The organism is Nonomuraea fastidiosa (assembly GCF_042751225.1).
Lineage (GTDB): Bacteria > Actinomycetota > Actinomycetes > Streptosporangiales > Streptosporangiaceae > Nonomuraea > Nonomuraea fastidiosa.
This window is the reverse complement of sequence record NZ_CP170570.1, coordinates 3,805,190-3,825,632: the sequence shown is the minus strand read 5'-3', so window position 1 is coordinate 3,825,632 and position 20,443 is coordinate 3,805,190. Positions and strand designations below refer to the sequence as shown.

Genomic DNA, 20,443 nt, shown 5'->3' with positions numbered 1-20,443 from the left:
TGCGCACCCCGGCCGAGGCTCACTTCGAGTAGTACTCGACGATGAGCTGCTCTTGCACCTGCGTGTCGATCTGCTGGCGTACCGGAAGCTGGTGGACCAGGATGCGCAGCTTGTCCGGCACGACGCCGAGCCAGGCGGGAACGGTGCGCTCGCCGGCGGTGGCGCGGGCCACCTCGTACGGCATCAGGTTCCGCTTGCTCTCGCGGACCTCGATGATGTCGTGCTCGCGAACGCGGTAGGACGGGATGTCGACCTTCTTGCCGTTCACCAGGAAGTGCCCGTGACGGACCTGCTGGCGGGCGGCGTCGCGCGACTGCGCGAACCCGGCGCGGTAGACGACGTTGTCGAGGCGGCTCTCCAGGATCTGGAGCAGAACCTCACCCGACTTGCCCGACCGGCTCGCGGCCTCCTCGTAGTAGTTGTGGAACTGCTTCTCGAGGACGCCGTAGATGCGGCGGGTCTTCTGCTTCTCACGAAGCTGAAGCTGGTACTCGGACTCCTTGGGACGTCCGCGACCGTGCTCACCCGGCGGGTAAGGACGGATCTCGATGGGGCACTTGGCGGACTCGCACTTGCTGCCCTTGAGGAAGAGCTTGGTCTTCTCCCGGCGGCAGAGCTTGCAGTCGGCGCCCGTGTAACGAGCCATTTCTCTGTATCTCCTGGGCTAAGTCAGACGCGGCGGCGCTTCAGCAGCCGGCAACCGTTGTGCGGAACCGGGGTGACGTCCTGGATCGAGCCCACCTCCAGGCCGGTGGCCTGCAGCGAGCGGATCGCGGTCTCGCGGCCGGAGCCGGGACCCTTGACGAAGACGTCGACCTTGCGCATGCCGTGCTCCATGGCGCGGCGGGCGGCGTTCTCGGCGGCCATCTGGGCGGCGAACGGGGTGGACTTACGGGAGCCCTTGAAACCCACGTGGCCGGCGCTGGCCCAGGAGATCACATTCCCGTTCGGGTCGGTGATCGAGACGATCGTGTTGTTGAACGTGCTCTTGATGTGGGCGTGCCCGTGAGCGACGTTCTTCTTCTCCTTGCGGCGCACCTTCTTCGGCGCGCCCTGGCGGCTCTTAGGAGGCATTGTTTGCCATTACTCCTGAGGTCTTCGGTCCGCGGCTGTGTGTGACGATCGCGCCGGCCCGGCACTCGCCGGTCGTGTGAACGACCGGGTCCGGGCGTCGGCGACCCCCATGCGGGACTACTTCTTACCGGGCTTCTTCTTGCCGGCGACGGTCTTCTTCTTGCCCTTACGGGTACGCGCGTTGGTCTGCGTGCGCTGACCGTGCACGGGCAGGCCCTTGCGGTGCCGGATGCCCTGGTAGCAACCGATCTCGATCTTGCGACGGATGTCGGCCTGAACCTCGCGGCGCAGGTCACCCTCGATCTTGAAGTTCGCCTCGATGTAGTCACGCATCGGGACGAGCTCGTTGTCGGTGAGCTGGTGCACGCGGAGGTCGCCGTTGACGCCGGTGGCCTTCAGGATCTCCTGAGCCCGGGTGCGGCCGATTCCGTAGATGTAGGTGAGAGCGATCTCCAGCCGCTTGTCGCGGGGGAGGTCGACGCCAACCAGGCGAGCCATGGTCGGGCATTCTCCTTCTATGTGGCGGAGGTCTTGCGCCGCACTACCCCTCCCCAATGCCCGGGGTGAGGGCCCCGGCCTCCGACCGGGGGTCTCCTGAGTGGTTCGGCTGACGCCGCCTTCTCAGGTGTGAGACGCGCTAACTGACTCAGGCTCCTCATGCGTCGAGCCCGCTCCCTTGCGGGGCGGACTCGGAGAAGCCTTGCGGCGACTAGCCCTGGCGCTGCTTGTGGCGCAGGTTGTCGCAGATCACCATGACGCGACCGTGCCGGCGGATCACCTTGCACTTGTCGCAGATCTTCTTGACGCTCGGCTTTACCTTCATTGTCCTTTGTGTTCCTCAGACGTCTTACTTGTATCGGTAGACGATCCGCCCGCGACTCAGGTCGTAGGGGCTCAGCTCAACGACTACCCGGTCGTCAGGAAGAATCCGGATGTAGTGCATCCGCATCCGTCCGCTGATATGGGCAAGGACTTTGTGGCCGTTGTCGAGCTGCACCCGGAACATCGCGTTCGGGAGCGATTCGACCACAGTGCCCTCGATCTCGATGGCGCCGTCTTTCTTGGCCAAAATTCCTCGCGTTTCACTGATCGGTCGTCTGAGGCTCCGGTTCACTACGCAGCCGCGACCTTCACGCTTCGAAGAGAGCGACGGCCGGCAAAGACCGCCGACGCGTGAGAAGTCATAGTGAGCCGACTAAGGAGTGTACGACACCTGGGCCCAAAACGCGAAACGCGTGCCAGGTGTCCTGACACAACCATGTAGAAGTGTACCCTACGCCGCAACTCATCAGACCGTACGACGCAGTGGCCGCCGCGACGATGCCGGGCGCATCCTCATCGGACCGGGCGCGTCCTCATCAGACCGTACGACGCAAGGGCGGCCGCGGAGCCTTGATGACCGCCCTCATGACTCCTTCGGCTGATTGCCGCCGAAGATCGTGCTGACCAGAAGGATGACGCCCCACGGCCCCATCACCCACAGCGGCCATGGATAGATCATCTCGCCCGACGTGATGCTCACGATCAGCCAGATCACCCAGTTGATGCCGCTGGCCGCGGCCCAGGCGCTCCAGGCCGCCGCCATGCCGGAGTGCATGCCCTTCTTCTCCGGCGCCGAGCTCGCCACCTTGGCGGGCAGGTTGCGCAGGTCCACATCCGGCAGGTCGGAGGTCAGCTTGGCCAGTTCGCCGTACGTCTTGCTCTTGTAGACCTGCTCCAGCCGCTCGTTGAACTCGTCCATCGTGAGGCGGCCCTGCGCGGTGTGCTCGCGGAGGATGGCGGCGACGCGGTCGCGATCGGCGTCGGAGGCTCGCATCTCGGGGCTGTTCGCCATCCCACCAACTCCAGGGGGCTAGGGCTGCAGATGAGCGAGGCGCTCTTTGCCCCCATCGAGGGCGGTGAGCACCCAAGGTCCATTATGTGTCACGGCCACGCTGTGCTCGAAGTGCGCCGAATGCTTGCCGTCCACAGTGACCACGGTCCAGTCGTCGGCCAGTACGCGGGTGCGCTCGGTGCCGAGGTTGACCATGGGCTCGATGGCCAGGCACATGCCGGCCTCCAGCAGCGGGCCGCGGCCCGGCTTGCCGTGGTTGGCGATCCACGGGTCCATGTGCATCTCGGTGCCGATGCCGTGGCCGCCGTACTCCGGAGGGATGCCGTAGCGCCCCTGAGACTTGACGTACCGCTCGACCTCGTAGCCGATGTCCGACAGGTGGCGCCCCGGCCGCAGCGCGGCGATACCGCGCCACATGGCCTCCTCCGTCACCCGGATCAGCTCGGTCAGCTTCGGGTCCACCTCGCCGATCGGCACCGTGACGGCCGAGTCGCCGTGCCAGCCGTCCAGGATCGCGCCGCAGTCGATCGAGATGATGTCGCCCTCGCGCAGCTTACGGGCGTTGGTCGGGATGCCGTGGACGACCTCGTTGTTCACGGACGCGCAGATCGTCGCGGGGAAGCCCTGGTAGCCCTTGAAGGACGGGATCGCGCCCTCTTCCCTGATCGCCTTCTCGGCGATGACGTCGAGGTCGAGCGGCGTCATGCCGGGCTCCACCGTGCGCTTGAGCAGGTCGAGCGTACGCCCGACCACGAGGCCGGCCGCCCGCATCTTCTCGAGCTGCTCCGGCGTCTTGATCTGGATGCCGTGCCTGTTGCGTTTGAACATGTTCTGCCCCCTGGGGTCTCAACGGGCCACGCTGGGGGCCCAATTCCCCCACAATAACCGCGAGGTGGCACGGAAACCCGTGCCACCTCCGCGAATCAGTCGTACTCGGCGCTCAGCCCATGAAAGGCCGGATCGCGTCCATGGCCCGCTGGGTGACCTCCTCGACCGGCCCTGTGGCGTCCACACCGACCAGGATGCCCTCGTCGGCGTAGTAGGAGATGATCGGCGCCGTCTGCTCCTGGTAGACCTCCAGGCGGTGCCTGACGGTCTCCTCCTTGTCGTCGTCACGCTGGAACAACGCGCCCCCGCACGCGTCGCACTTGTCGTCCTTCTTGTCGTCGAACTCGACGTGCCAGATGCGGCCGCACTGGCTGCAGGTGCGCCTGGCGAGCCGCCGCACCACCTCGTCGTCGTCCACGATCAGCGACAGGACGATGTCCAGCTCCTGGCCCCACTCCTTGAGCATGTCGCGCAGGATCTCCGCCTGTGCGACATTCCGCGGGAAGCCGTCGAGCAGGAAGCCGTCCTGCGCGTCGTCCTGCGACAGACGGTCACGGACCATGGCGATGGTGACCTCGTCCGGCACCAGGTCACCGCGGTCCATGTACGTCTTGGCCAGCTTGCCGAGCTCCGTGCCGCCGGACACGTTGGCACGGAAGATGTCACCTGTCGAGATCTTCGGGATGGACAGGTTCGATGCGATGTACTGGGCCTGCGTCCCCTTGCCCGCTCCGGGGGGCCCGACCAGAACGAGACGCACTACCGCAGGAAACCTTCGTAGTTGCGCTGCTGGAGCTGGCTCTCGATCTGCTTCACCGTGTCCAGGCCGACACCAACCATGATCAGAATGCTCGTCCCTCCGAACGGGAAGTTCTGGCTCGCACCGGCCACGGCCAGCGCGACGATCGGGACCATGGAGATCAGACCCAGATAGAGCGCGCCTGGCGCGGTCAGACGGGTGAGCACGAAGTTCAGGTATTCAGCCGTCGGACGGCCGGGGCGGATGCCCGGAATGAATCCACCGTACTTCTTCATGTTGTCGGCGACTTCAGGGGGGTTGAAGGTAATCGACACGTAGAAGTACGTGAAGAAGATGATCAGCACGAAGAACGTGGCCATGTAGATCGGCGTGTCACCCGTGGCGAGGTTCTGCGAGATCCAGGTGATGACCACGTTGTCGCTGGTCGAGAAGAGCGACGTGAGCAGCTGCGGCAGGTAGAGCAGCGACGAGGCGAAGATGACCGGGATGATGCCGGCCTGGTTGACCTTCAGCGGGATGTAGGTCGAGGTGCCGCCGTACATCCTGCGGCCCACCATGCGCTTGGCGTACTGGACCGGGATGCGGCGCTGCGCCTGCTCGACGAAGACGACCGCGGCGATCATGAACACACCGACGACCATGACGACCGCGAAGGTGAACTTGTTCGCCTGGAAGATGTTGGCCAGCTCGGACGGGAAGACCGCGATGACCTGAGTGAAGATCAGGATGGACATGCCGTTGCCGACGCCCCGGTCGGTGATGAGCTCACCGAGCCACATGATCACCGAAGTACCGGCGGTCATGATGATCACCATCGTCACGATGCCGAAGATGTTGTCCGGGTCGAGCAGCACGTCCTGCTGGCAGTTCGGGAAGAGCTGGCCCGTACGCGCAAGAGCGATGAACGCCGTCGACTGCAGCACGGCGAGGCCGATCGTCAGATAACGCGTATACTGCGTGATCTTGGCCTGGCCGGCCTGGCCTTCCTTCTTCAGCGCCTCAAGGCGCGGGATGACCACCACGAGCAGCTGCAGGATGATGCTCGCGGTGATGTACGGCATGATGCCCAGCGCGAACACTGAAAGTTTCAGCAGCGCGCCGCCGCTGAAGAGCTGGACCATCCCGTAGATATTGCCGGTTTCGCCGCTGCGAGCCTGGTCGAAACAGGCGGCGAGGTTCTGGACGTGGACTCCCGGAGTCGGAAGAACCGAGCCGAGACGGAATAGCGCGATGATGCCCAGGGTGAAGAGCAACTTCTTGCGCAGGTCCGGTGTCCGGAACGCCCGGGTAAACGCGGTCAGCACGGTCCCTCCTGCGCGCCTATACGGCGATGTGAGTAAGCGATGGTGCGGGGATCTGCCATCTGAAGTCTCATTGTCAAACGAGCCGGACAGAAGCCTGCCGTCTCGCGAACTCTAACGCACTACGGGCGTGGGGGCCCATTGTAAGAGCCCCCACGCCTCGTCATAGCGTCTTTACAGCTCGGTAACGGAACCACCGGCAGCGGTGATCTTCTCCTTCGCGCTGGACGAGAAGGCGTGAGCCTGCACGTTCACCGCGACGGAGATCTCGCCGGAGCCGAGCACCTTAACGAGCTGGTTCTTCCGGACAGCACCCTTGGCGACCAGCGCCTCGACGGTGACATCGCCACCCTCGGGGAACAGCTCGCCGATCCTGTCGAGGTTGACGACCTGGTAGGTCGTCTTGAACAGGGCGTTGGAGAAGCCCTTGAGCTTCGGCAGACGCCTCTGCAGCGGCACCTGGCCACCCTCGAAGCCGAGGGGGACCGTCGTACGGGCGCGGCTGCCCTTGGTGCCGCGACCGGCCGTCTTGCCCTTCGACGCCTCGCCGCGACCCTTGCGGATCTTCGGCTTGTTGGCGCCGGGGGCGGGACGCAGGTCGTGGATCTTCAGCGGAGCCGCGTTGTTGGAGCTCTCAGTCATGACTAGTCGACCTCTTCCACCTCGACGAGGTGCGTCACCACGGAGACCATCCCGCGAATCTCGGGCCGGTCCTCCTTGACGACGACGTCGCCGATTCGCTTCAGGCCAAGCGAACGCAGCGAGTCACGCTGGTTCTGCTTGCCACCGATCTTGGAGCGAACCTGAGTGATCTTCAGGCGTGCCATGACTAGCTCACCGCCTTAGCCGCCGCGGCCTCGGCCAGGCCCTCGGCACGAGCCTTGAGCATGGCCGCCGGGGCGACGTCCTCGATCGGCAGGCCACGGCGGGCGGCGATCTCCTCGGGGCGCGAGAGCGCCTTGAGGGCCGCCACGGTGGCGTGCACGATGTTGATCGGGTTGTCCGAGCCGAGCGACTTGGACAGAACGTCGTGGATGCCGGCGCACTCCAGCACCGCGCGCACCGGGCCACCGGCGATGACGCCGGTACCGGCCGAGGCGGGCCGCAGGAACACGACGCCCGCCGCCTCCTCGCCCTGCACGGTGTGCGGGATCGTGCCCTGGATGCGAGGCACCTTGAAGAAGTGCTTCTTGGCCTCTTCGACACCCTTGGCGATGGCCGCGGGCACTTCCTTGGCCTTGCCGTAACCGACACCGACCAGGCCGTTGCCGTCGCCGACGACGACGAGGGCGGTGAAGCTGAAGCGCCGACCACCCTTCACGACCTTGGCCACTCGGTTGATCTTCACTACGCGCTCGATGTACGAGACGCCCTTGTCAGCGGCGCCACCGCGGCGATCGTCACGACGGTCCCGCCGCTCGCCACCGGTGCCGCCACCGCGACGCGGAGCTGCAGCCATCAGTGGTTCCTCTTCTCAGTTGCCATCATTTGCGATCCTCGGGCCCTCATTAGAATTCGAGCCCGCCCTCGCGCGCGCTGTCAGCCAGCGCCGCGATCCGGCCCGCGTACCGGTTGCCACCGCGGTCGAACACGACCTTGGTGATGCCGGCTTCCTTGGCCCGCTGAGCGAGGAGCTCGCCGACCTTCTTGGCCTTCTCGGTCTTGTCCGCCTCAAGGGCGCGCAGCGAGGCGTCCATGGTGGAGGCGCTCACCAGCGTGTGGCCGACGGTGTCGTCGACGATCTGGACGAACATGTGACGGGTCGAACGGTTGACGACCAGGCGCGGACGCTCGGGCGTGCCGACGACCTTCTTGCGGACGCGGCGGTGACGGCGGGCCCGCGAGACGGTGCGGGCAGCCGTGTGCTTGCTGAACGCAGTCTTCGGAGCCATGCCTACTTACCAGCCTTTCCGACCTTGCGGCGGATCTGTTCGCCCTGGTAACGCACGCCCTTGCCCTTGTACGGGTCAGGCTTGCGCAACTTGCGGATGTTGGCGGCGACCTCGCCGACCTTCTGCTTGTCGATGCCGTCCACGTGGAACAGGGTCGGCTTCTCGACGCGGAAGGTGACGCCCTCGGGGGCGTCCACGATGACCGGGTGGCTGAAGCCCAGCGAGAACTCCAGCTGCGTCGGGCCCTTGGCCTGGACGCGGTAACCGACGCCGACGATCTCAAGGCTCTTGGAGTAGCCCTGAGTGACGCCCTGCACCATGTTGGCGATCAGCGTCCTGGACAGACCGTGCAGCGCACGGACCTTGTTCTCGTCGTTGGGACGGGTGACGGCGATCGAGCCGTCCTCGTCGCGCGAGACCTTGATGGGCTCGGCGACCGTGTGGGTGAGCGTGCCCTTCGGCCCCTTGACCTGGACCTCCTGGCCGTTGATCGTGATGTCTACGCCACTCGGCACAGGGATGGGCAGCCGTCCGATTCGCGACATGCTGTGTTCCTCCCCTCTACCAGACGTAGGCGAGGACTTCCCCGCCCACACCACGCTTGCTGGCCTGCTTGTCCGTCATGAGGCCGTGGGACGTCGAGATGATCGCGACGCCCAGCCCGCCCAGGACTCGAGGCAGGTTGTCCTTCTTTGCATAAACCCGCAGACCGGGCTTCGACACCCGGCGCAGGCCCGAGAGCGACCGCTCACGGGTGGGCCCGAACTTGAGCTCCACCACGAGGTTCTTGCCAACCTTGGCGTCCTCGACGCTCCAAGACTGGATGTAGCCCTCCTGCTGGAGGATCTCGGCGATGTGCGCCTTGATCTTCGAGTACGGCATCGACACGCTGTCGTGGTACGCCGCGTTCGCGTTGCGCAGACGCGTGAGCATGTCTGCGATCGGGTCGGTCATCGTCATGGCCAGTGGCCTTCCTCGCCGGGGTTTCCAGTCGGCCAAGTCAGGGACGAGCTTGGCTTCCCTGCTCTGCCGGTGGACCTACGGCGTGGTCGCGGACGCCCCTTTCGGGACGCCCTGTCTCTTCTTCCGGAATATGAATGCCTGAACGGGCGGCACGAGGCCGCCCTTCAGGTTACCTACCAGCTCGACTTGGTGATGCCGGGCAGCTCGCCCCGGTGCGCCATCTCACGGAAGCACACGCGGCAGAGCCCGAACTTGCGGTAGACGGCGCGCGGCCGGCCGCAGCGCGAGCAACGCGTGTAGGCACGGACCTGGAACTTCTGCTTGCGCCCCGCCTTGGCGATCAACGCCTTCTTCGCCATGATCAGGCCTCCTTGAAGGGGAAGCCGAGGAGCTTCAGCAGCGCCCGGCCCTGTTCGTCGTTCTTCGCGGTGGTCACGATCGTGATGTCCATGCCCCGCGGCCGGTCCACCTTGTCCTGGTCGACCTCGTGGAACATGACCTGCTCGGTCAGACCGAAGGTGTAGTTGCCGTTGCCGTCGAACTGCTTCGGCGACAGGCCGCGGAAGTCCCTGATGCGCGGGAGCGCCAGCGACAGCAGCCGGTCGAGGAACTCCCACATGCGGTCGCCGCGCAGCGTGACGTGCGCGCCGATCGGCATGCCCTCACGCAGCTTGAACTGCGCGATGGACTTGCGGGCCCGCACGACGGCCGGCTTCTGGCCGGTGATCGCGGTGAGGTCGCGGACGGCGCCTTCGATCAGCTTGGAGTCGCGAGCCGCCTCGCCGACACCCATGTTGACCTTGATCTTCGTGAGCGCCGGGATCTCCATGACGTTCTTGATGCCGAACTGCTCACGGAGCTGGTCAACGATCTCTTCGCGGTACTTCGTCTTGAGCCGCGGCGTGGGGCGCTCGGTCTCGGTGGTGGTGGCAGTCATCAGCTGTCCTCACCCGTCTCATCGGCCTTCTTGTCGTCGGCCTTCTTCTCGGCGGGCTTGTCGTCCTTCAGCTTCTTCACGTTGGACACGTGGATCGGAGCCTCCATGGTCTGCACGCCGCCCTGCTTGGCGCCGCGCGGGCCCTGGTGGGTCTCCTTGGTGTGCTTCTTGATCAGGTTGACGCCCTCGACCACCACGCGCTCCTCGCGCGGAAGAGCGGCGATCACCCGACCCTTGGCACCCTTGTCCTTGCCGGCGATGACCTGGACCAGGTCACCCTTCTTCACCTTGAGCTTCGGCATTACAGCACCTCCGGGGCGAGCGAGATGATGCGCATGAACTTCTTGTCACGCAGCTCGCGGCCGACCGGGCCGAAGATACGAGTGCCGCGAGGGTCACCGCTGTCACGGATGATGACGGCGGCGTTCTCGTCGAAGCGGATGTAGGAGCCGTCGGCCGGCGGCGCTCCTTGGTCGTGCGGACGACGACGGCCTTGACCACGTCGCCCTTCTTGACGCCTGTGCTGCCGGGCAGCGCGTCCTTGACTGTGGCGACGATGACGTCGCCGATACCCGCGTAGCGTCGGCCCGAGCCGCCGAGAACGCGGATGCAGAGGATCTCCTTGGCACCCGTGTTGTCGGCGACCTTGAGCCGCGACTCCTGCTGGATCACGTCTACTCCTGTTAGTCGCGCCGGTTCTCATCGCTGAGCCTGGCGGAACCCGTCGTTGTCTTGTTCCCACGGCCACAGCGCCCCTCAGGGCACCGCACCGCAGGCGACGCGGGGTCGAGTGACCCCGCGTCCTTGGACGCCGTCATGGGGGCTCTGAGAGCCCCCACGAGGCGCGGTCTATCGGAGAGAGCCTTACTTGGCCTTCTCGAGGATCTCCACGACCCTCCACCGCTTGGTGGCGGAGAGGGGGCGGGTCTCCATCAGCAGCACGCGGTCGCCGACGCCGCAGGCGTTCTGCTCGTCGTGCGCCTTGTACTTGGTCGTACGGCGGATGACCTTGCCGTAGAGGCGGTGCTTGACGCGGTCCTCGACGGCGACGACGACGGTCTTGTCCATCTTGTCGCTGACGACGAGGCCCTCGCGGACCTTGCGGAAGTTCCGCTGGCGCGCGCCCTCGGTGGTCTCAGTGGTGGTCTCGGTCTCAGCCATCGCTCGACTCCTTCTCGACCGTGACGATGCCGAGCTCGCGCTCGCGCATCACGGTGTAGATACGGGCGATCTCGCGGCGGACGGCGCGCAGCCGCCCATGGCTTTCCAACTGACCGGTCGCCGCCTGGAAGCGGAGGTTGAACAGCTCCTCCTTCGCCTCCTTCAGCTTCTGGACGAGGGTCTCCTCGTCCTCGAGCCGCAGCTCGCCGGCGGTCAGGCCCTTAGCCATCACGCCTCACCCACTTCACGCTTAACGATCTTGCACTTCATTGGCAGCTTGTGGATCGCACGCTGAAGCGCCTCGCGCGCGACCGGCTCCGCCACGCCCGACAGCTCGAAGAGCACGCGGCCGGGCTTGACGTTGGCGACCCACCATTCCGGAGAACCCTTACCGGAACCCATACGGGTCTCGGCCGGCTTCTTCGTCAGCGGGCGGTCGGGGAAGATGTTGATCCACACCTTGCCGCCACGGCGGATGTGACGGGTCATGGCGATACGGGCCGACTCGATCTGGCGGTTGGTCACGTAGGAGTGCTCCACCGCCTGAATGCCGAACTCGCCGAACACGACCCTGGTGCCGCCCTTGGCGACTCCGCTGCGGTTAGGCCGGTGCTGCTTGCGGTGCTTGACCCTGCGCGGGATCAGCATGGTCAGCTCCCTTCAGCACCCGGCTGAGCAGCCGGGCCGGTCTCGGGGGCGGCCTGGGCGGCCGCCTCGGTACGGGGGGCGCGGCTACGACGGGAGCGGTCGCCGCCACGGCGCGGACGGTCGCCACCGCCACGGCGGTCGTCACGCTCGCGACGCTGACCGGCACGAGCGCCGGCGGCGGCCGCCTCGCGCTCGGCGCGGCTGGTCGGAGCCTCGCCCTTGTAGATCCAGACCTTCACGCCGATGCGGCCGAAGGTCGTACGGGCCTCGTAGAAGCCGTAGTCGATGTCCGCGCGGAGCGTGTGCAGCGGCACGCGGCCCTCGCGGTAGAACTCCGACCTCGACATCTCGGCGCCGCCCAGACGACCGGAGCACTGGACACGGATGCCCTTGGCGCCGGACTTCATGGCCGACTGCATCGCCTTGCGCATGGCGCGGCGGAACGAGACACGGCTGGACAGCTGCTCGGCGACGCCCTGCGCGACGAGCTGCGCGTCGATCTCCGGGTTCTTGACCTCGAGGATGTTGAGCTGGACCTGCTTCTTGGTCAGCTTCTCCAGGTCTCCGCGGATGCGGTCCGCCTCGGCGCCGCGCCGGCCGATCACGATGCCGGGACGTGCGGTGTGGATGTCCACCTGCACGCGGTCCGTGGTGCGCTCGATCTCTACCTTGGAGATGCCGGCCCGCTCCATGCCCTTCTGCAGCATGCGGCGGATGGCGACATCCTCAGCGACGTACGACTTGTACAGCTTGTCGGCGTACCACCGGCTCTTGAAGTCGGTCGTGATGCCGAGGCGGAACCCGTGCGGGTTAACCTTCTGGCCCACTATCGGGTCCTTCCCTTCGGCTCGCGGGACTCCACGATCACAGTGATGTGGCTGGTCCGCTTGTTGATCCGATAGGCACGACCCTGTGCACGCGGGCGGAACCGCTTCAGCGTCGGGCCCTCGTCGACCCACGCGCGGCTCACGTAGAGCGTGCTGGGGTCGAGATTGAAGTTGTGCTCCGCATTCGCCATGGCGCTGCTGAGCACCTTGTAGACAGGCTCGCTCGCCGACTGAGGAGCGAACTGCAGCACGGCCTGCGCCTCCGAAGCGGGCAGCCCGCGAATAAGGTCCACCACACGGCGGGCCTTGAGGGGCGTGACACGGACGAACCGCGCCTGAGCCCTGGCTTCCATCGCTTTCTCCTACTTCCGGGACGCTTACCGCCGGCTGCGGCGGTCTTCCTTGACGTGGCTGCGGAACGTCCGCGTCGGGGCGAACTCTCCGAGTTTGTGGCCGATCATGGCCTCGGTGATGAACACCGGGACGTGCTTGCGGCCGTCGTGCACGGCGATCGTGTGCCCGATCATGTCGGGAACGATCATGGAGCGCCGCGACCACGTCTTGATGACGTTCTTGGTGCCCTTCTCGTTCTGAGCGTCCACCTTCTTCTGAAGGTGTTCGTCCACGAAGGGACCCTTCTTAAGGCTACGTGGCATCTCGGCTGCTCCTACCGCTTCTTCCTCTTGCTCCGACGACGGATGATCAGCCGGTCGCTGGCCTTGTTGGCCTGGCGGGTGCGGCCCTCGGGCTTGCCCTTCGGGTTCACCGGGTGGCGACCACCGGAGGTCTTGCCCTCACCACCACCGTGCGGGTGGTCGACGGGGTTCATCGCGACACCGCGAACGGTCGGGCGCTTGCCCTTCCAGCGCATACGGCCGGCCTTGCCCCAGTTGATGTTGGCCTGCTCGGCGTTGCCGACCTGGCCCACGGTCGCCCGGCAGCGCACGTCGACCATGCGCATCTCACCGGACGGCATACGCAGGGTGGCGTACTGGCCTTCCTTGGCGAGCAGCTGGATCTGAGCGCCCGCGGAGCGGCCGAGCTTCGCGCCGCCGCCCGGACGGAGCTCCACCGCGTGGATGAAGGTACCGGTCGGGATGTTGCGCAGCGGCAGGCAGTTGCCCGTCTTGATGTCGGCGCTGGGGCCGTTCTCGATGCGGTCGCCCTGCTTGAGGCCGGTCGGCGCGATGATGTAGCGCTTCTCGCCGTCGGCGTAGTGCAGCAGAGCGATGTTGGCGGTGCGGTTGGGGTCGTACTCGATGTGAGCGACCTTGGCCGGGATGCCGTCCTTGTCGTGCCTACGGAAGTCGATGATCCGGTAGGCGCGCTTGTGACCGCCGCCCTGGTGGCGCGCGGTGACTCGGCCGTGTACGTTGCGGCCGCCCTTGCTGTGAAGGGGCGCAAGCAGCGACTTCTCAGGCGTGCTGCGGGTGATCTCGGAGAAGTCCGAGACGCTGGCCCCGCGGCGACCTGGGGTCGTCGGCTTGTACTTACGGATGCCCATCTTTTTCGTTCATCCTTCGTCGGTTACATGGGTGAGCCCGCCGCACCGGAGTGCGACGGTCTCACCCCGCGCGTGACCTGCGGTCCGCGCTCATTTCTCAGGCTGCTAGCCGACCTGACCGAAAATGTCGATCCGATCGCCCTCCACCAGGCTCACGATCGCGCGCTTGGTGTCGGGACGCTTGCCGTAGCCGGTACGGGTCCGCTTGCGCTTGCCCTGCCGGTTGATCGTGTTCACGCTGGTGACCTTGACCCCGAAGATCTGCTCAACAGCGATCTTGACCTGGGTCTTGTTCGCGGTCTTCTTCACCAGGAACGTGTACTTGTTGTGCTCATCGATCAAGCCGTAGCTCTTCTCAGAGACGACCGGCTTGATGATGACGTCGCGCGGGTCGGCGATCTTCTCCATCAGGCGTCTTCCTTCCCGCCACTCAGCCGCGCCACGACCTGGTCGTACGCCTCCTGGGTGAAGACCACGTCGTCGTGGACGAGCACGTCGTAGGTGTTGAGCTGCCCGGCGTCCAGCAGGTGGACCTCCGGGGCGTTGCGCAGGCTCAGCCAGGTCAGCTCGTCGTCGGCGTCGACGACGACGAGGACGCGCGGAGCCTTGGTGACCTTGCGCAGGGCCTCCAGCGCGGCCTTGGTCTTGGGCGTGTCACCCGTGACCAGGGACTTCACCACGTGGACGCGACCGCCGCTGGCCCGGTCGGACAGGGCGCCGCGCAGCGCGGCGGCCTTCATCTTCTTGGGCGTGCGCTGCGAGTAGTCGCGCGGCACGGGGCCGTGGACGGTGCCACCGCCGGTGAACTGCGGCGCGCGGGTCGAGCCCTGCCGGGCGCGACCGGTGCCCTTCTGGCGGTACGGCTTCTTGCCGCCGCCGGAGACCTCACCACGGGTCTTGGCCTTGTGGGTGCCCTGCCGGCGAGCGGCGAGCTGGGCCGTGACCACCTGGTGGATCAGCGGTACGTTGACCTTGGCGCCGAAGACGTCTTCGGGCAGGTCTACGGTGCCGGTCTTCGAGCCGCTGGCGTCGAGGACGTCAATAGTGGTGCTCACTTGGAAGCCCCCTTCTTGGCAGCGGTGCGAACGAGGACCAGGCTGCCGTTGGCGCCGGGAATCGCACCCTTGATCAGGAGCAGATTCTTCTCGACGTCGACGGCGTGAACCTTCAGGCTCTGCACGGTGGTGCGGACGTTACCCATCCGACCAGCCATGCGCAGACCCTTGAAAACGCGGCCCGGGGTGGCGCAGCCACCGATGGAACCCGGCGAGCGGTGCTTGCGCTGCGTACCGTGCGACGCGCCCAGACCACCGAAGCCGTGCCGCTTCATGACACCGGCGAAGCCCTTGCCCTTGCTCTTGCCAGTCACGTCGACGTACTGGCCGGCCTTGAAAGTGTCGGCCAGCAGCTCCTGGCCCAGGGTGTAGTCGCTCGCGTCGTCGGTGCGGATCTCCGCGAAGTAACGGCGCGGGGTGATGTCGTGCTTACGCAGGTAGTCGCCGAGCGGCTTGTTGACCTTCCGGGGGTCGACCTGCCCGAAGCCGAGCTGGATGGCGGAGTAGCCGTCCTTCTCGGGGGTACGGACGCGGGTCACCACGCACGGACCGGCCTCGACCACGGTCACCGGGACGATCCGGTTGTCCGCGTCGAAGACCTGGGTCATGCCGAGCTTCTTGCCCAGGACGCCCTTGATCGTCTTAGCCATGTCAGTGCGTTCCCTCAGAGCTTGATCGAGATGTCGACACCCGCGGGAAGGTCGAGTCGCATGAGCGAGTCGACCGTCTTGGGGGTCGGGTCGATGATGTCAATCAGCCGCTTGTGCGTGCGCATCTCAAAGTGCTCGCGGCTGTCCTTGTACTTGTGCGGCGAGCGGATGACGCAGTACACGTTCTTCTCGGTCGGCAGCGGCACCGGGCCCGCGACCTTCGCGCCAGTCCGCGTCACCGTCTCGACGATCTTCTTGGCCGAGCTGTCGATGACCTCGTGGTCATAGGCCTTAAGCCGGATGCGGATCTTCTGTCCCGCCATAGTGGCCTCGGTGTCCTTCGCTGTCGTCTGAAAAAGTATCGTGCGGCCTGTTGCCGCTGTTCTTGCAGGTAAAAGCCCGCGTAACCCCACGTGGCAGACGTAGTCGATCTGCCTTTTTCTTCCGTGATCCGGCAGTGACTTCGGTCACGTGGTACCGGCCGAAGCGACTGCTGGATCACGGTGTCCCGCGTGGGGCTTCCCGCGCCGGCTCCGCCCGCTCTCGCGTACGGGTTCCGGCTGGGACGTGGTGCGGCGGCCGGTCCCGGAGCCCGGGCCGGCCGCCGCCCCGACGGTCTGGCTACTTGATGATCTTCGTGACCCGACCGGCGCCGACGGTGCGGCCACCCTCGCGGATCGCGAACTTCAGGCCTTCCTCCATGGCGATGGGCTGGATCAGCTCAACGCGCATCTCGGTGTTGTCGCCCGGCATGACCATCTCGGTGCCCTCGGGCAGGTGCACCACGCCGGTCACGTCCGTCGTACGGAAGTAGAACTGCGGGCGGTAGTTGTTGAAGAACGGCGTGTGGCGGCCGCCCTCGTCCTTGGACAGGATGTAGACCTGGCCCTCGAACTCGGTGTGCGGGGTGGTCGTGCCCGGCTTGATGACACACTGGCCGCGCTCGACCTCGTCGCGCTTGATACCGCGCAGCAGCAGGGCGGCGTTGTCACCGGCGTGACCCTCGTCCAGCATCTTGTTGAACATCTCGATGCTGGTGACGGTGGTCGAGATCTTCTCCGGCTTGATGCCGATGATGTCGACCTGCTCGTTGACCTTGACGACACCGCGCTCGATACGGCCGGTGACGACCGTACCGCGACCGGTGATGGAGAAGACGTCCTCAACCGGCATGAGGAACGGCTTGTCCGTCTCACGCGGCGGCTCGGGGACGTTCTCGTCCACGGCGTTCATGAGCTCGATGATGCTGTCGGCCCACTTCTCGTCACCCTCAAGGGCCTTGAGGGCGGAGACGCGGACGACCGGCACGTCGTCGCCGGGGAACTCCTGCGCGGTGAGGAGCTCACGGACCTCGAGCTCGACGAGCTCCAGGATCTCCTCGTCGTCGACCATGTCGGCCTTGTTGAGGGCCACGACGATGTAGGGGACGCCGACCTGGCGGGCCAGGAGGACGTGCTCCTTCGTCTGCGGCATCGGGCCGTCGGTGGCGGCGACCACGAGGATGGCGCCGTCCATCTGGGCGGCACCGGTGATCATGTTCTTCACGTAGTCGGCGTGACCAGGGCAGTCGACGTGCGCGTAGTGGCGCTTCTCGGTCTGGTACTCGACGTGCGCGATGGAGATGGTGATGCCGCGAGCCTTCTCCTCCGGCGCCTTGTCGATCTTGTCGAACGGCGTGGCGGCGTTGAGGTCAGGGTAACGGTCGTGGAGCACCTTGGTGATCGCCGCGGTCAGCGTGGTCTTGCCGTGGTCGATGTGCCCAATGGTGCCGATGTTCATGTGCGGCTTAGTCCGCTCGAACTTGGCCTTGCCCACTGGTTCTCTCCTTAGAGAATCTGACTGACTTTCGTCTACACACTCGGGCCCGGGTGATCCGAACCCCTTGGCGGTGCGGCGGCCGTTGTGACCACCGCACCTAGGGACCAGGACGTACGCCCGGTCCGCCCGCTCGCGCGGCCGGATCGGAACTTACTCGCCCCGGGCCTTCGCGACGATCTCCTTGGCGATGCCCGGAGGCACCTCAGCGTAGGAGTCGAATATCATGCTGTAGCTCGCCCGCCCCTGCGTCTTGCTACGCAGGTCGCCCACGTAGCCGAACATCTCAGACAGCGGCACGAGCGCCTGGACGACACGGCGCCGGCCCGCTCGTCCATCGCCTGGATCTGCCCCCGGCGACCGTTGAGGTCACCGATGACATCACCCATGTAGTCCTCGGGGGTGGTGACCTCGACGGCCATCATCGGCTCGAGGAGCACCGGCTCGGCCTTACGGGCGGCCTCCTTGAAGGCCATCGAACCGGCGATCTTGAACGCCATCTCCGAGGAGTCGACGTCGTGGGCCTGACCGTCGACCAGCGTCACCTTGACGCCGACCATCGGGTAACCGGCCAGCACGCCGAACTCGGCGGCCTCCTGGGCGCCGGCGTCGACCGACGGGATGTACTCCCTCGGGACGCGGCCACCGGTGACCTTGTTCTCGAACTCGTAGCCGTCGTTGCCCTCGCCCAGCGGCTCCAGGTCGATGATCACCCGGGCGAACTGACCGGAACCACCGGTCTGCTTCTTGTGGGTGTAGTCGACCTTCTCCACCTTGCGGCGGATGGTCTCGCGGTAGGCGACCTGCGGGCGGCCGACGTTGGCCTCGACCTTGAACTCGCGGCGCATGCGGTCGACGAGGATCTCCAGGTGAAGCTCGCCCATGCCCCAGATGACCGTCTGACCGGTCTCCTCGTCACGGCGGACCTGGAAGGACGGGTCCTCCTCGGCCAGCCGCTGGATGGCGGTCGACAGCTTCTCCTGGTCGCCCTTGGTCTTGGGCTCGATGGCGACGTTGATGACCGGAGCCGGGAACGTCATCGACTCGAGCACGACCTGGTTCGCCGGGTCGCACAGCGTGTCGCCGGTCGTGGTGTCCTTCAGACCCATGACCGCGACGATCTGACCGGCGATCGCCGACGGGCGCTCCTCACGCTTGTTGGCGTGCATCTGGTAGATCTTGCCGATCCGCTCCTTCTTGCCCTTCACAGAGTTCATGACCTGTGAACCGGCCTCGAGCTTGCCCGAGTAGATGCGGATGTAGGTGATCTTACCCAGGTGCGGGTCGCTCGCGATCTTGAACGCCAGCGCGGAGAACGGCTCGTTCACGTCCGCGTGACGCTCGACGACCTTCTCCTCGTTGCCGACCGCGTGGCCCTTGAAGGACGGGATGTCGGTCGGGGCCGGGAGGTAGGCGACGATCGCGTCGAGCAGGGGCTGCACGCCCTTGTTCTTGAACGCGGTGCCGCACAGCACGGGGTTGACCTTGCCGGCCAGCGTCGCGCGGCGCAGCGCGGCCACGAGCTGGTCCTCGGTGGGCTCGGTGCCCTCGAGGTAGAGCTCCATCAGCTCGTCGTCGTTCTCGGCGACGGTCTCGATGAGGCGGTCGCGCCACTCGCGGGCGGCCTCGGCGTGGTCGGCGGGGATGTCGACGGTGTCGTACATCTCGCCCTTCGCCGCCTCGGCGCTCCAGACGAGGCCCTTCATCTTCACCAGGTCGATGACGCCCTTGAAGTCGGCCTCGACGCCCAGCGGAAGCTGGATGACGGCCGGCGTGGCGCCAAGACGGCTGACCATCATGTCGACGCAGCGGTGGAACTCGGCGCCGACGCGGTCCATCTTGTTCACGAAGCAGATGCGCGGAACGTTGTAGCGGTCAGCCTGCCGCCACACCATTTCCGACTGGGGCTCGACACCCGCGACGCCGTCGAAGACGGCGACGGCCCCGTCGAGGACGCGGAGCGAGCGCTCCACCTCGATCGTGAAGTCGACGTGGCCGGGAGTGTCGATGATGTTGATGGTGTGACCGAGCCACTCGCACGTCGTCGCGGCAGACGTGATGGTGATGCCGCGCTCCTGCTCCTGCTCCATCCAGTCCATCGTGGCAGCGCCCTCGTGGACCTCACCGATCTTGTAGTTGATACCGGTGTAGAACAGGATGCGCTCGGTCGTGGTGGTCTTGCCCGCGTCGATGTGGGCCATGATCCCGATGTTGCGGACCTTGGCCAGGTCAAGAGCGGTCGTGGTGGCCACTTCTCTCGCGTCCTCGTCGTCTCGTCGGATCCACTACCAGCGGTAGTGGGCGAAGGCCTTGTTGGACTCGGCCATCTTGTGGGTGTCCTCGCGCTTCTTCACGCTCGCCCCGAGGCCGTTGCTGGCGTCGAGGAGCTCGTTCATGAGGCGCTCGGTCATGGTCTTCTCGCGGCGGGCGCGGGCGTACTGCACCAGCCAGCGCAGGGCCAGGGTGGTGCTGCGCGCCGCGCGCACCTCGACAGGCACCTGGTAGGTCGCGCCACCGACGCGACGGCTGCGAACCTCAAGGGTCGGCTTGACGTTGTCAAGCGCGCGCTTCAGGGTGACGACCGGGTCGTTGCCCGTCTTCTCCCTGCAGCCCTCGAGCGCGCCGTAGACGATCGACTGCGCGATGGAGCGCTTGCCGTCCAGGAGCACCTTGTTGATCAGGGCGGTCACCAGCGGCGAGCTGTAAACCGGGTCAGCCATGAGCTGACGACGGCCAGGAGAACCCTTACGCGGCATTGTTAGCTCTTCTCCTTCTTCGCGCCGTAGCGGCTACGGGCCTGCTTGCGGTTGCGCACACCCTGGGTGTCGAGCGAACCACGGATGATCTTGTAGCGAACACCCGGCAGGTCCTTCACACGACCGCCGCGCACGAGCACGATGGAGTGCTCCTGGAGGTTGTGGCCCACACCGGGGATGTAGGCCGTGACCTCGATGCCGTTCGTGAGCCGAACGCGGGCCACCTTACGCAGTGCCGAATTGGGCTTCTTCGGGGTGGTGGTGTAAACGCGCTGGCACACGCCGCGCCGCTGCGGACTCCCCTTGAGGGCAGGAGTCTTGGTCTTCGCGACCTTGTCCTGCCGGCCCTTGCGGACCAACTGCTGAATAGTGGGCACTGCCACTCCGTTTCGTGCCTTGGCCGGTGTTACGTCATGTGTCTTGTCGCAGGTACTGCCG

At 66.0% G+C, this 20,443-nt stretch carries 32 protein-coding genes and 2 pseudogenes; all 34 read right to left on the bottom strand.

Going from position 1 to position 20,443, the window contains the following annotated elements:
• Positions 1–19: 19 nt before the first annotated feature.
• The gene (rpsD, locus tag ACFMQL_RS17795) at positions 20–646 is read right to left on the bottom strand and encodes a 30S ribosomal protein S4 (RefSeq protein WP_364068614.1); all 627 of its coding nucleotides are present in this window, start codon (positions 644–646) and stop codon (positions 20–22) included.
• Positions 647–669: 23 nt separating this feature from the next.
• Complete coding sequence (gene rpsK, locus ACFMQL_RS17790) at positions 670–1,074, bottom strand: 30S ribosomal protein S11 (RefSeq protein WP_378786104.1); 405 nt, start codon at positions 1,072–1,074, stop codon at positions 670–672.
• Between the two features lie 117 nt (positions 1,075–1,191).
• On the bottom strand, positions 1,192–1,572 hold the full coding sequence (rpsM, locus tag ACFMQL_RS17785; RefSeq protein WP_364068616.1) for a 30S ribosomal protein S13: 381 nt from the start codon (positions 1,570–1,572) through the stop codon (positions 1,192–1,194).
• A gap of 211 nt (positions 1,573–1,783) precedes the next feature.
• A complete protein-coding gene (gene rpmJ, locus ACFMQL_RS17780; RefSeq protein WP_003956441.1) occupies positions 1,784–1,897 on the bottom strand; it encodes a 50S ribosomal protein L36 in 114 nt (37 codons plus the stop codon).
• A 24-nt stretch (positions 1,898–1,921) separates the two neighbouring features.
• Positions 1,922–2,143: a translation initiation factor IF-1 gene (gene infA / locus ACFMQL_RS17775; RefSeq protein WP_012887858.1), complete on the bottom strand. Its 222-nt coding sequence runs from the start codon at positions 2,141–2,143 to the stop codon at positions 1,922–1,924.
• 336 nt (positions 2,144–2,479) lie between these two features.
• Positions 2,480–2,908 carry a DUF1707 domain-containing protein gene (locus ACFMQL_RS17770; RefSeq protein ID WP_364068618.1) on the bottom strand — a complete coding sequence of 143 codons (429 nt, stop codon included), beginning with the start codon at positions 2,906–2,908 and terminating at the stop codon, positions 2,480–2,482.
• Positions 2,909–2,926: 18 nt separating this feature from the next.
• Entirely contained in the window at positions 2,927–3,736 is an 810-nt protein-coding gene (gene map / locus ACFMQL_RS17765; protein ID WP_364068620.1) for a type I methionyl aminopeptidase, read from the bottom strand.
• 112 nt (positions 3,737–3,848) lie between these two features.
• On the bottom strand, positions 3,849–4,496 hold the full coding sequence (locus ACFMQL_RS17760) for an adenylate kinase (RefSeq protein WP_378786103.1): 648 nt from the start codon (positions 4,494–4,496) through the stop codon (positions 3,849–3,851).
• Positions 4,496–5,800 (bottom strand): preprotein translocase subunit SecY, encoded by a 1,305-nt coding sequence (gene secY / locus ACFMQL_RS17755; RefSeq protein ID WP_364068624.1) that lies wholly within the window; start codon positions 5,798–5,800, stop codon positions 4,496–4,498. Before secY ends, ACFMQL_RS17760 begins: the two co-directional genes overlap by 1 nt.
• A gap of 171 nt (positions 5,801–5,971) precedes the next feature.
• The gene (gene rplO / locus ACFMQL_RS17750) at positions 5,972–6,439 is read right to left on the bottom strand and encodes a 50S ribosomal protein L15 (RefSeq protein WP_364068626.1); all 468 of its coding nucleotides are present in this window, start codon (positions 6,437–6,439) and stop codon (positions 5,972–5,974) included.
• A gap of 2 nt (positions 6,440–6,441) precedes the next feature.
• Positions 6,442–6,624: a 50S ribosomal protein L30 gene (rpmD, locus tag ACFMQL_RS17745; RefSeq protein WP_080043226.1), complete on the bottom strand. Its 183-nt coding sequence runs from the start codon at positions 6,622–6,624 to the stop codon at positions 6,442–6,444.
• A 2-nt stretch (positions 6,625–6,626) separates the two neighbouring features.
• Positions 6,627–7,256 carry a 30S ribosomal protein S5 gene (gene rpsE / locus ACFMQL_RS17740; protein WP_364068628.1) on the bottom strand — a complete coding sequence of 210 codons (630 nt, stop codon included), beginning with the start codon at positions 7,254–7,256 and terminating at the stop codon, positions 6,627–6,629.
• Positions 7,257–7,305: 49 nt separating this feature from the next.
• On the bottom strand, positions 7,306–7,689 hold the full coding sequence (rplR, locus tag ACFMQL_RS17735) for a 50S ribosomal protein L18 (protein WP_364068630.1): 384 nt from the start codon (positions 7,687–7,689) through the stop codon (positions 7,306–7,308).
• Between the two features lie 2 nt (positions 7,690–7,691).
• Positions 7,692–8,234 carry a 50S ribosomal protein L6 gene (gene rplF, locus ACFMQL_RS17730; RefSeq protein ID WP_364068632.1) on the bottom strand — a complete coding sequence of 181 codons (543 nt, stop codon included), beginning with the start codon at positions 8,232–8,234 and terminating at the stop codon, positions 7,692–7,694.
• A gap of 16 nt (positions 8,235–8,250) precedes the next feature.
• The gene (gene rpsH / locus ACFMQL_RS17725) at positions 8,251–8,649 is read right to left on the bottom strand and encodes a 30S ribosomal protein S8 (protein ID WP_364068634.1); all 399 of its coding nucleotides are present in this window, start codon (positions 8,647–8,649) and stop codon (positions 8,251–8,253) included.
• A gap of 176 nt (positions 8,650–8,825) precedes the next feature.
• Complete coding sequence (locus ACFMQL_RS17720; RefSeq protein ID WP_364068636.1) at positions 8,826–9,011, bottom strand: type Z 30S ribosomal protein S14; 186 nt, start codon at positions 9,009–9,011, stop codon at positions 8,826–8,828.
• 2 nt (positions 9,012–9,013) lie between these two features.
• Positions 9,014–9,589, bottom strand: coding sequence for a 50S ribosomal protein L5 (gene rplE / locus ACFMQL_RS17715; RefSeq protein WP_364068638.1), 576 nt, complete (start codon positions 9,587–9,589; stop codon positions 9,014–9,016).
• On the bottom strand, positions 9,589–9,891 hold the full coding sequence (gene rplX / locus ACFMQL_RS17710) for a 50S ribosomal protein L24 (RefSeq protein WP_364068640.1): 303 nt from the start codon (positions 9,889–9,891) through the stop codon (positions 9,589–9,591). The genes rplE and rplX overlap by 1 nt, the downstream gene beginning before the upstream one ends.
• Positions 9,891–10,261, bottom strand: a pseudogene (gene rplN, locus ACFMQL_RS17705) (50S ribosomal protein L14). Before rplN ends, rplX begins: the two are co-directional and overlap by 1 nt.
• Before the next feature lie 192 nt (positions 10,262–10,453).
• Entirely contained in the window at positions 10,454–10,750 is a 297-nt protein-coding gene (gene rpsQ, locus ACFMQL_RS17700) for a 30S ribosomal protein S17 (RefSeq protein WP_364068644.1), read from the bottom strand.
• Positions 10,743–10,979: a 50S ribosomal protein L29 gene (rpmC, locus tag ACFMQL_RS17695; protein ID WP_355425606.1), complete on the bottom strand. Its 237-nt coding sequence runs from the start codon at positions 10,977–10,979 to the stop codon at positions 10,743–10,745. Before rpmC ends, rpsQ begins: the two co-directional genes overlap by 8 nt.
• The gene (rplP, locus tag ACFMQL_RS17690) at positions 10,979–11,398 is read right to left on the bottom strand and encodes a 50S ribosomal protein L16 (RefSeq protein WP_364068647.1); all 420 of its coding nucleotides are present in this window, start codon (positions 11,396–11,398) and stop codon (positions 10,979–10,981) included. The genes rpmC and rplP overlap by 1 nt, the downstream gene beginning before the upstream one ends.
• A 2-nt stretch (positions 11,399–11,400) precedes the next feature.
• The gene (gene rpsC / locus ACFMQL_RS17685) at positions 11,401–12,225 is read right to left on the bottom strand and encodes a 30S ribosomal protein S3 (protein WP_364068649.1); all 825 of its coding nucleotides are present in this window, start codon (positions 12,223–12,225) and stop codon (positions 11,401–11,403) included.
• Positions 12,225–12,578 (bottom strand): 50S ribosomal protein L22, encoded by a 354-nt coding sequence (rplV, locus tag ACFMQL_RS17680; RefSeq protein ID WP_364068651.1) that lies wholly within the window; start codon positions 12,576–12,578, stop codon positions 12,225–12,227. The genes rpsC and rplV overlap by 1 nt, the downstream gene beginning before the upstream one ends.
• Positions 12,579–12,602: 24 nt before the next feature.
• The gene (rpsS, locus tag ACFMQL_RS17675) at positions 12,603–12,881 is read right to left on the bottom strand and encodes a 30S ribosomal protein S19 (RefSeq protein WP_364068653.1); all 279 of its coding nucleotides are present in this window, start codon (positions 12,879–12,881) and stop codon (positions 12,603–12,605) included.
• 11 nt (positions 12,882–12,892) lie between these two features.
• Complete coding sequence (rplB, locus tag ACFMQL_RS17670; protein WP_364068655.1) at positions 12,893–13,729, bottom strand: 50S ribosomal protein L2; 837 nt, start codon at positions 13,727–13,729, stop codon at positions 12,893–12,895.
• A 105-nt stretch (positions 13,730–13,834) separates the two neighbouring features.
• Positions 13,835–14,137, bottom strand: a complete 303-nt coding sequence (gene rplW / locus ACFMQL_RS17665) for a 50S ribosomal protein L23 (RefSeq protein ID WP_364068657.1) — start codon at positions 14,135–14,137, stop codon at positions 13,835–13,837.
• Positions 14,137–14,784 (bottom strand): 50S ribosomal protein L4, encoded by a 648-nt coding sequence (gene rplD, locus ACFMQL_RS17660; protein ID WP_364068659.1) that lies wholly within the window; start codon positions 14,782–14,784, stop codon positions 14,137–14,139. Before rplD ends, rplW begins: the two co-directional genes overlap by 1 nt.
• Positions 14,781–15,434: a 50S ribosomal protein L3 gene (gene rplC, locus ACFMQL_RS17655; protein ID WP_378786102.1), complete on the bottom strand. Its 654-nt coding sequence runs from the start codon at positions 15,432–15,434 to the stop codon at positions 14,781–14,783. The genes rplD and rplC overlap by 4 nt, the downstream gene beginning before the upstream one ends.
• Before the next feature lie 14 nt (positions 15,435–15,448).
• Complete coding sequence (rpsJ, locus tag ACFMQL_RS17650) at positions 15,449–15,757, bottom strand: 30S ribosomal protein S10 (RefSeq protein WP_012887830.1); 309 nt, start codon at positions 15,755–15,757, stop codon at positions 15,449–15,451.
• A gap of 298 nt (positions 15,758–16,055) precedes the next feature.
• Positions 16,056–17,249, bottom strand: a complete 1,194-nt coding sequence (gene tuf, locus ACFMQL_RS17645; RefSeq protein WP_364068663.1) for an elongation factor Tu — start codon at positions 17,247–17,249, stop codon at positions 16,056–16,058.
• 153 nt (positions 17,250–17,402) lie between these two features.
• A pseudogene (fusA, locus tag ACFMQL_RS17640) lies at positions 17,403–19,450 on the bottom strand (elongation factor G).
• A gap of 84 nt (positions 19,451–19,534) precedes the next feature.
• Positions 19,535–20,005 carry a 30S ribosomal protein S7 gene (gene rpsG, locus ACFMQL_RS17635; RefSeq protein WP_364068667.1) on the bottom strand — a complete coding sequence of 157 codons (471 nt, stop codon included), beginning with the start codon at positions 20,003–20,005 and terminating at the stop codon, positions 19,535–19,537.
• A gap of 2 nt (positions 20,006–20,007) precedes the next feature.
• A complete protein-coding gene (gene rpsL / locus ACFMQL_RS17630; protein ID WP_043623420.1) occupies positions 20,008–20,382 on the bottom strand; it encodes a 30S ribosomal protein S12 in 375 nt (124 codons plus the stop codon).
• Positions 20,383–20,443 lie beyond the last annotated feature (61 nt).

Excerpts from the sequence above, each read along its gene's own strand:
- rpsG (WP_364068667.1), bottom strand. The coding sequence starts at position 20,005 with ATGCCGCGTAAGGGTTCTCCTGGCCGTCGTCAGCTCATGGCTGACCCG.
- rplO (WP_364068626.1), bottom strand. The coding sequence starts at position 6,439 with ATGACTGAGAGCTCCAACAACGCGGCTCCGCTGAAGATCCACGACCTG.
- rpsD (WP_364068614.1), bottom strand. The coding sequence starts at position 646 with ATGGCTCGTTACACGGGCGCCGACTGCAAGCTCTGCCGCCGGGAGAAG.
- ACFMQL_RS17770 (WP_364068618.1), bottom strand. The coding sequence starts at position 2,908 with ATGGCGAACAGCCCCGAGATGCGAGCCTCCGACGCCGATCGCGACCGC.
- rplX (WP_364068640.1), bottom strand. The coding sequence starts at position 9,891 with ATGCCGAAGCTCAAGGTGAAGAAGGGTGACCTGGTCCAGGTCATCGCC.
- rpsM (WP_364068616.1), bottom strand. The coding sequence starts at position 1,572 with ATGGCTCGCCTGGTTGGCGTCGACCTCCCCCGCGACAAGCGGCTGGAG.
- rpmJ (WP_003956441.1), bottom strand. The coding sequence starts at position 1,897 with ATGAAGGTAAAGCCGAGCGTCAAGAAGATCTGCGACAAGTGCAAGGTG.
- rplF (WP_364068632.1), bottom strand. The coding sequence starts at position 8,234 with ATGTCGCGAATCGGACGGCTGCCCATCCCTGTGCCGAGTGGCGTAGAC.
- rpsE (WP_364068628.1), bottom strand. The coding sequence starts at position 7,256 with ATGGCTGCAGCTCCGCGTCGCGGTGGCGGCACCGGTGGCGAGCGGCGG.
- rplE (WP_364068638.1), bottom strand. The coding sequence starts at position 9,589 with ATGACTGCCACCACCACCGAGACCGAGCGCCCCACGCCGCGGCTCAAG.
- rplB (WP_364068655.1), bottom strand. The coding sequence starts at position 13,729 with ATGGGCATCCGTAAGTACAAGCCGACGACCCCAGGTCGCCGCGGGGCC.
- rplP (WP_364068647.1), bottom strand. The coding sequence starts at position 11,398 with ATGCTGATCCCGCGCAGGGTCAAGCACCGCAAGCAGCACCGGCCTAAC.
- rpmD (WP_080043226.1), bottom strand. The coding sequence starts at position 6,624 with ATGGCACGCCTGAAGATCACTCAGGTTCGCTCCAAGATCGGTGGCAAG.
- rpsJ (WP_012887830.1), bottom strand. The coding sequence starts at position 15,757 with ATGGCGGGACAGAAGATCCGCATCCGGCTTAAGGCCTATGACCACGAG.
- ACFMQL_RS17720 (WP_364068636.1), bottom strand. The coding sequence starts at position 9,011 with ATGGCGAAGAAGGCGTTGATCGCCAAGGCGGGGCGCAAGCAGAAGTTC.
- rpsQ (WP_364068644.1), bottom strand. The coding sequence starts at position 10,750 with ATGGCTGAGACCGAGACCACCACTGAGACCACCGAGGGCGCGCGCCAG.
- rpsS (WP_364068653.1), bottom strand. The coding sequence starts at position 12,881 with ATGCCACGTAGCCTTAAGAAGGGTCCCTTCGTGGACGAACACCTTCAG.
- rplR (WP_364068630.1), bottom strand. The coding sequence starts at position 7,689 with ATGGCTCCGAAGACTGCGTTCAGCAAGCACACGGCTGCCCGCACCGTC.
- rpsH (WP_364068634.1), bottom strand. The coding sequence starts at position 8,649 with ATGACGATGACCGACCCGATCGCAGACATGCTCACGCGTCTGCGCAAC.
- rpsK (WP_378786104.1), bottom strand. The coding sequence starts at position 1,074 with ATGCCTCCTAAGAGCCGCCAGGGCGCGCCGAAGAAGGTGCGCCGCAAG.
- rplW (WP_364068657.1), bottom strand. The coding sequence starts at position 14,137 with ATGGAGAAGATCGCCGACCCGCGCGACGTCATCATCAAGCCGGTCGTC.
- rplV (WP_364068651.1), bottom strand. The coding sequence starts at position 12,578 with ATGGAAGCCAGGGCTCAGGCGCGGTTCGTCCGTGTCACGCCCCTCAAG.
- rplC (WP_378786102.1), bottom strand. The coding sequence starts at position 15,434 with ATGGCTAAGACGATCAAGGGCGTCCTGGGCAAGAAGCTCGGCATGACC.
- map (WP_364068620.1), bottom strand. The coding sequence starts at position 3,736 with ATGTTCAAACGCAACAGGCACGGCATCCAGATCAAGACGCCGGAGCAG.
- rpmC (WP_355425606.1), bottom strand. The coding sequence starts at position 10,979 with ATGGCTAAGGGCCTGACCGCCGGCGAGCTGCGGCTCGAGGACGAGGAG.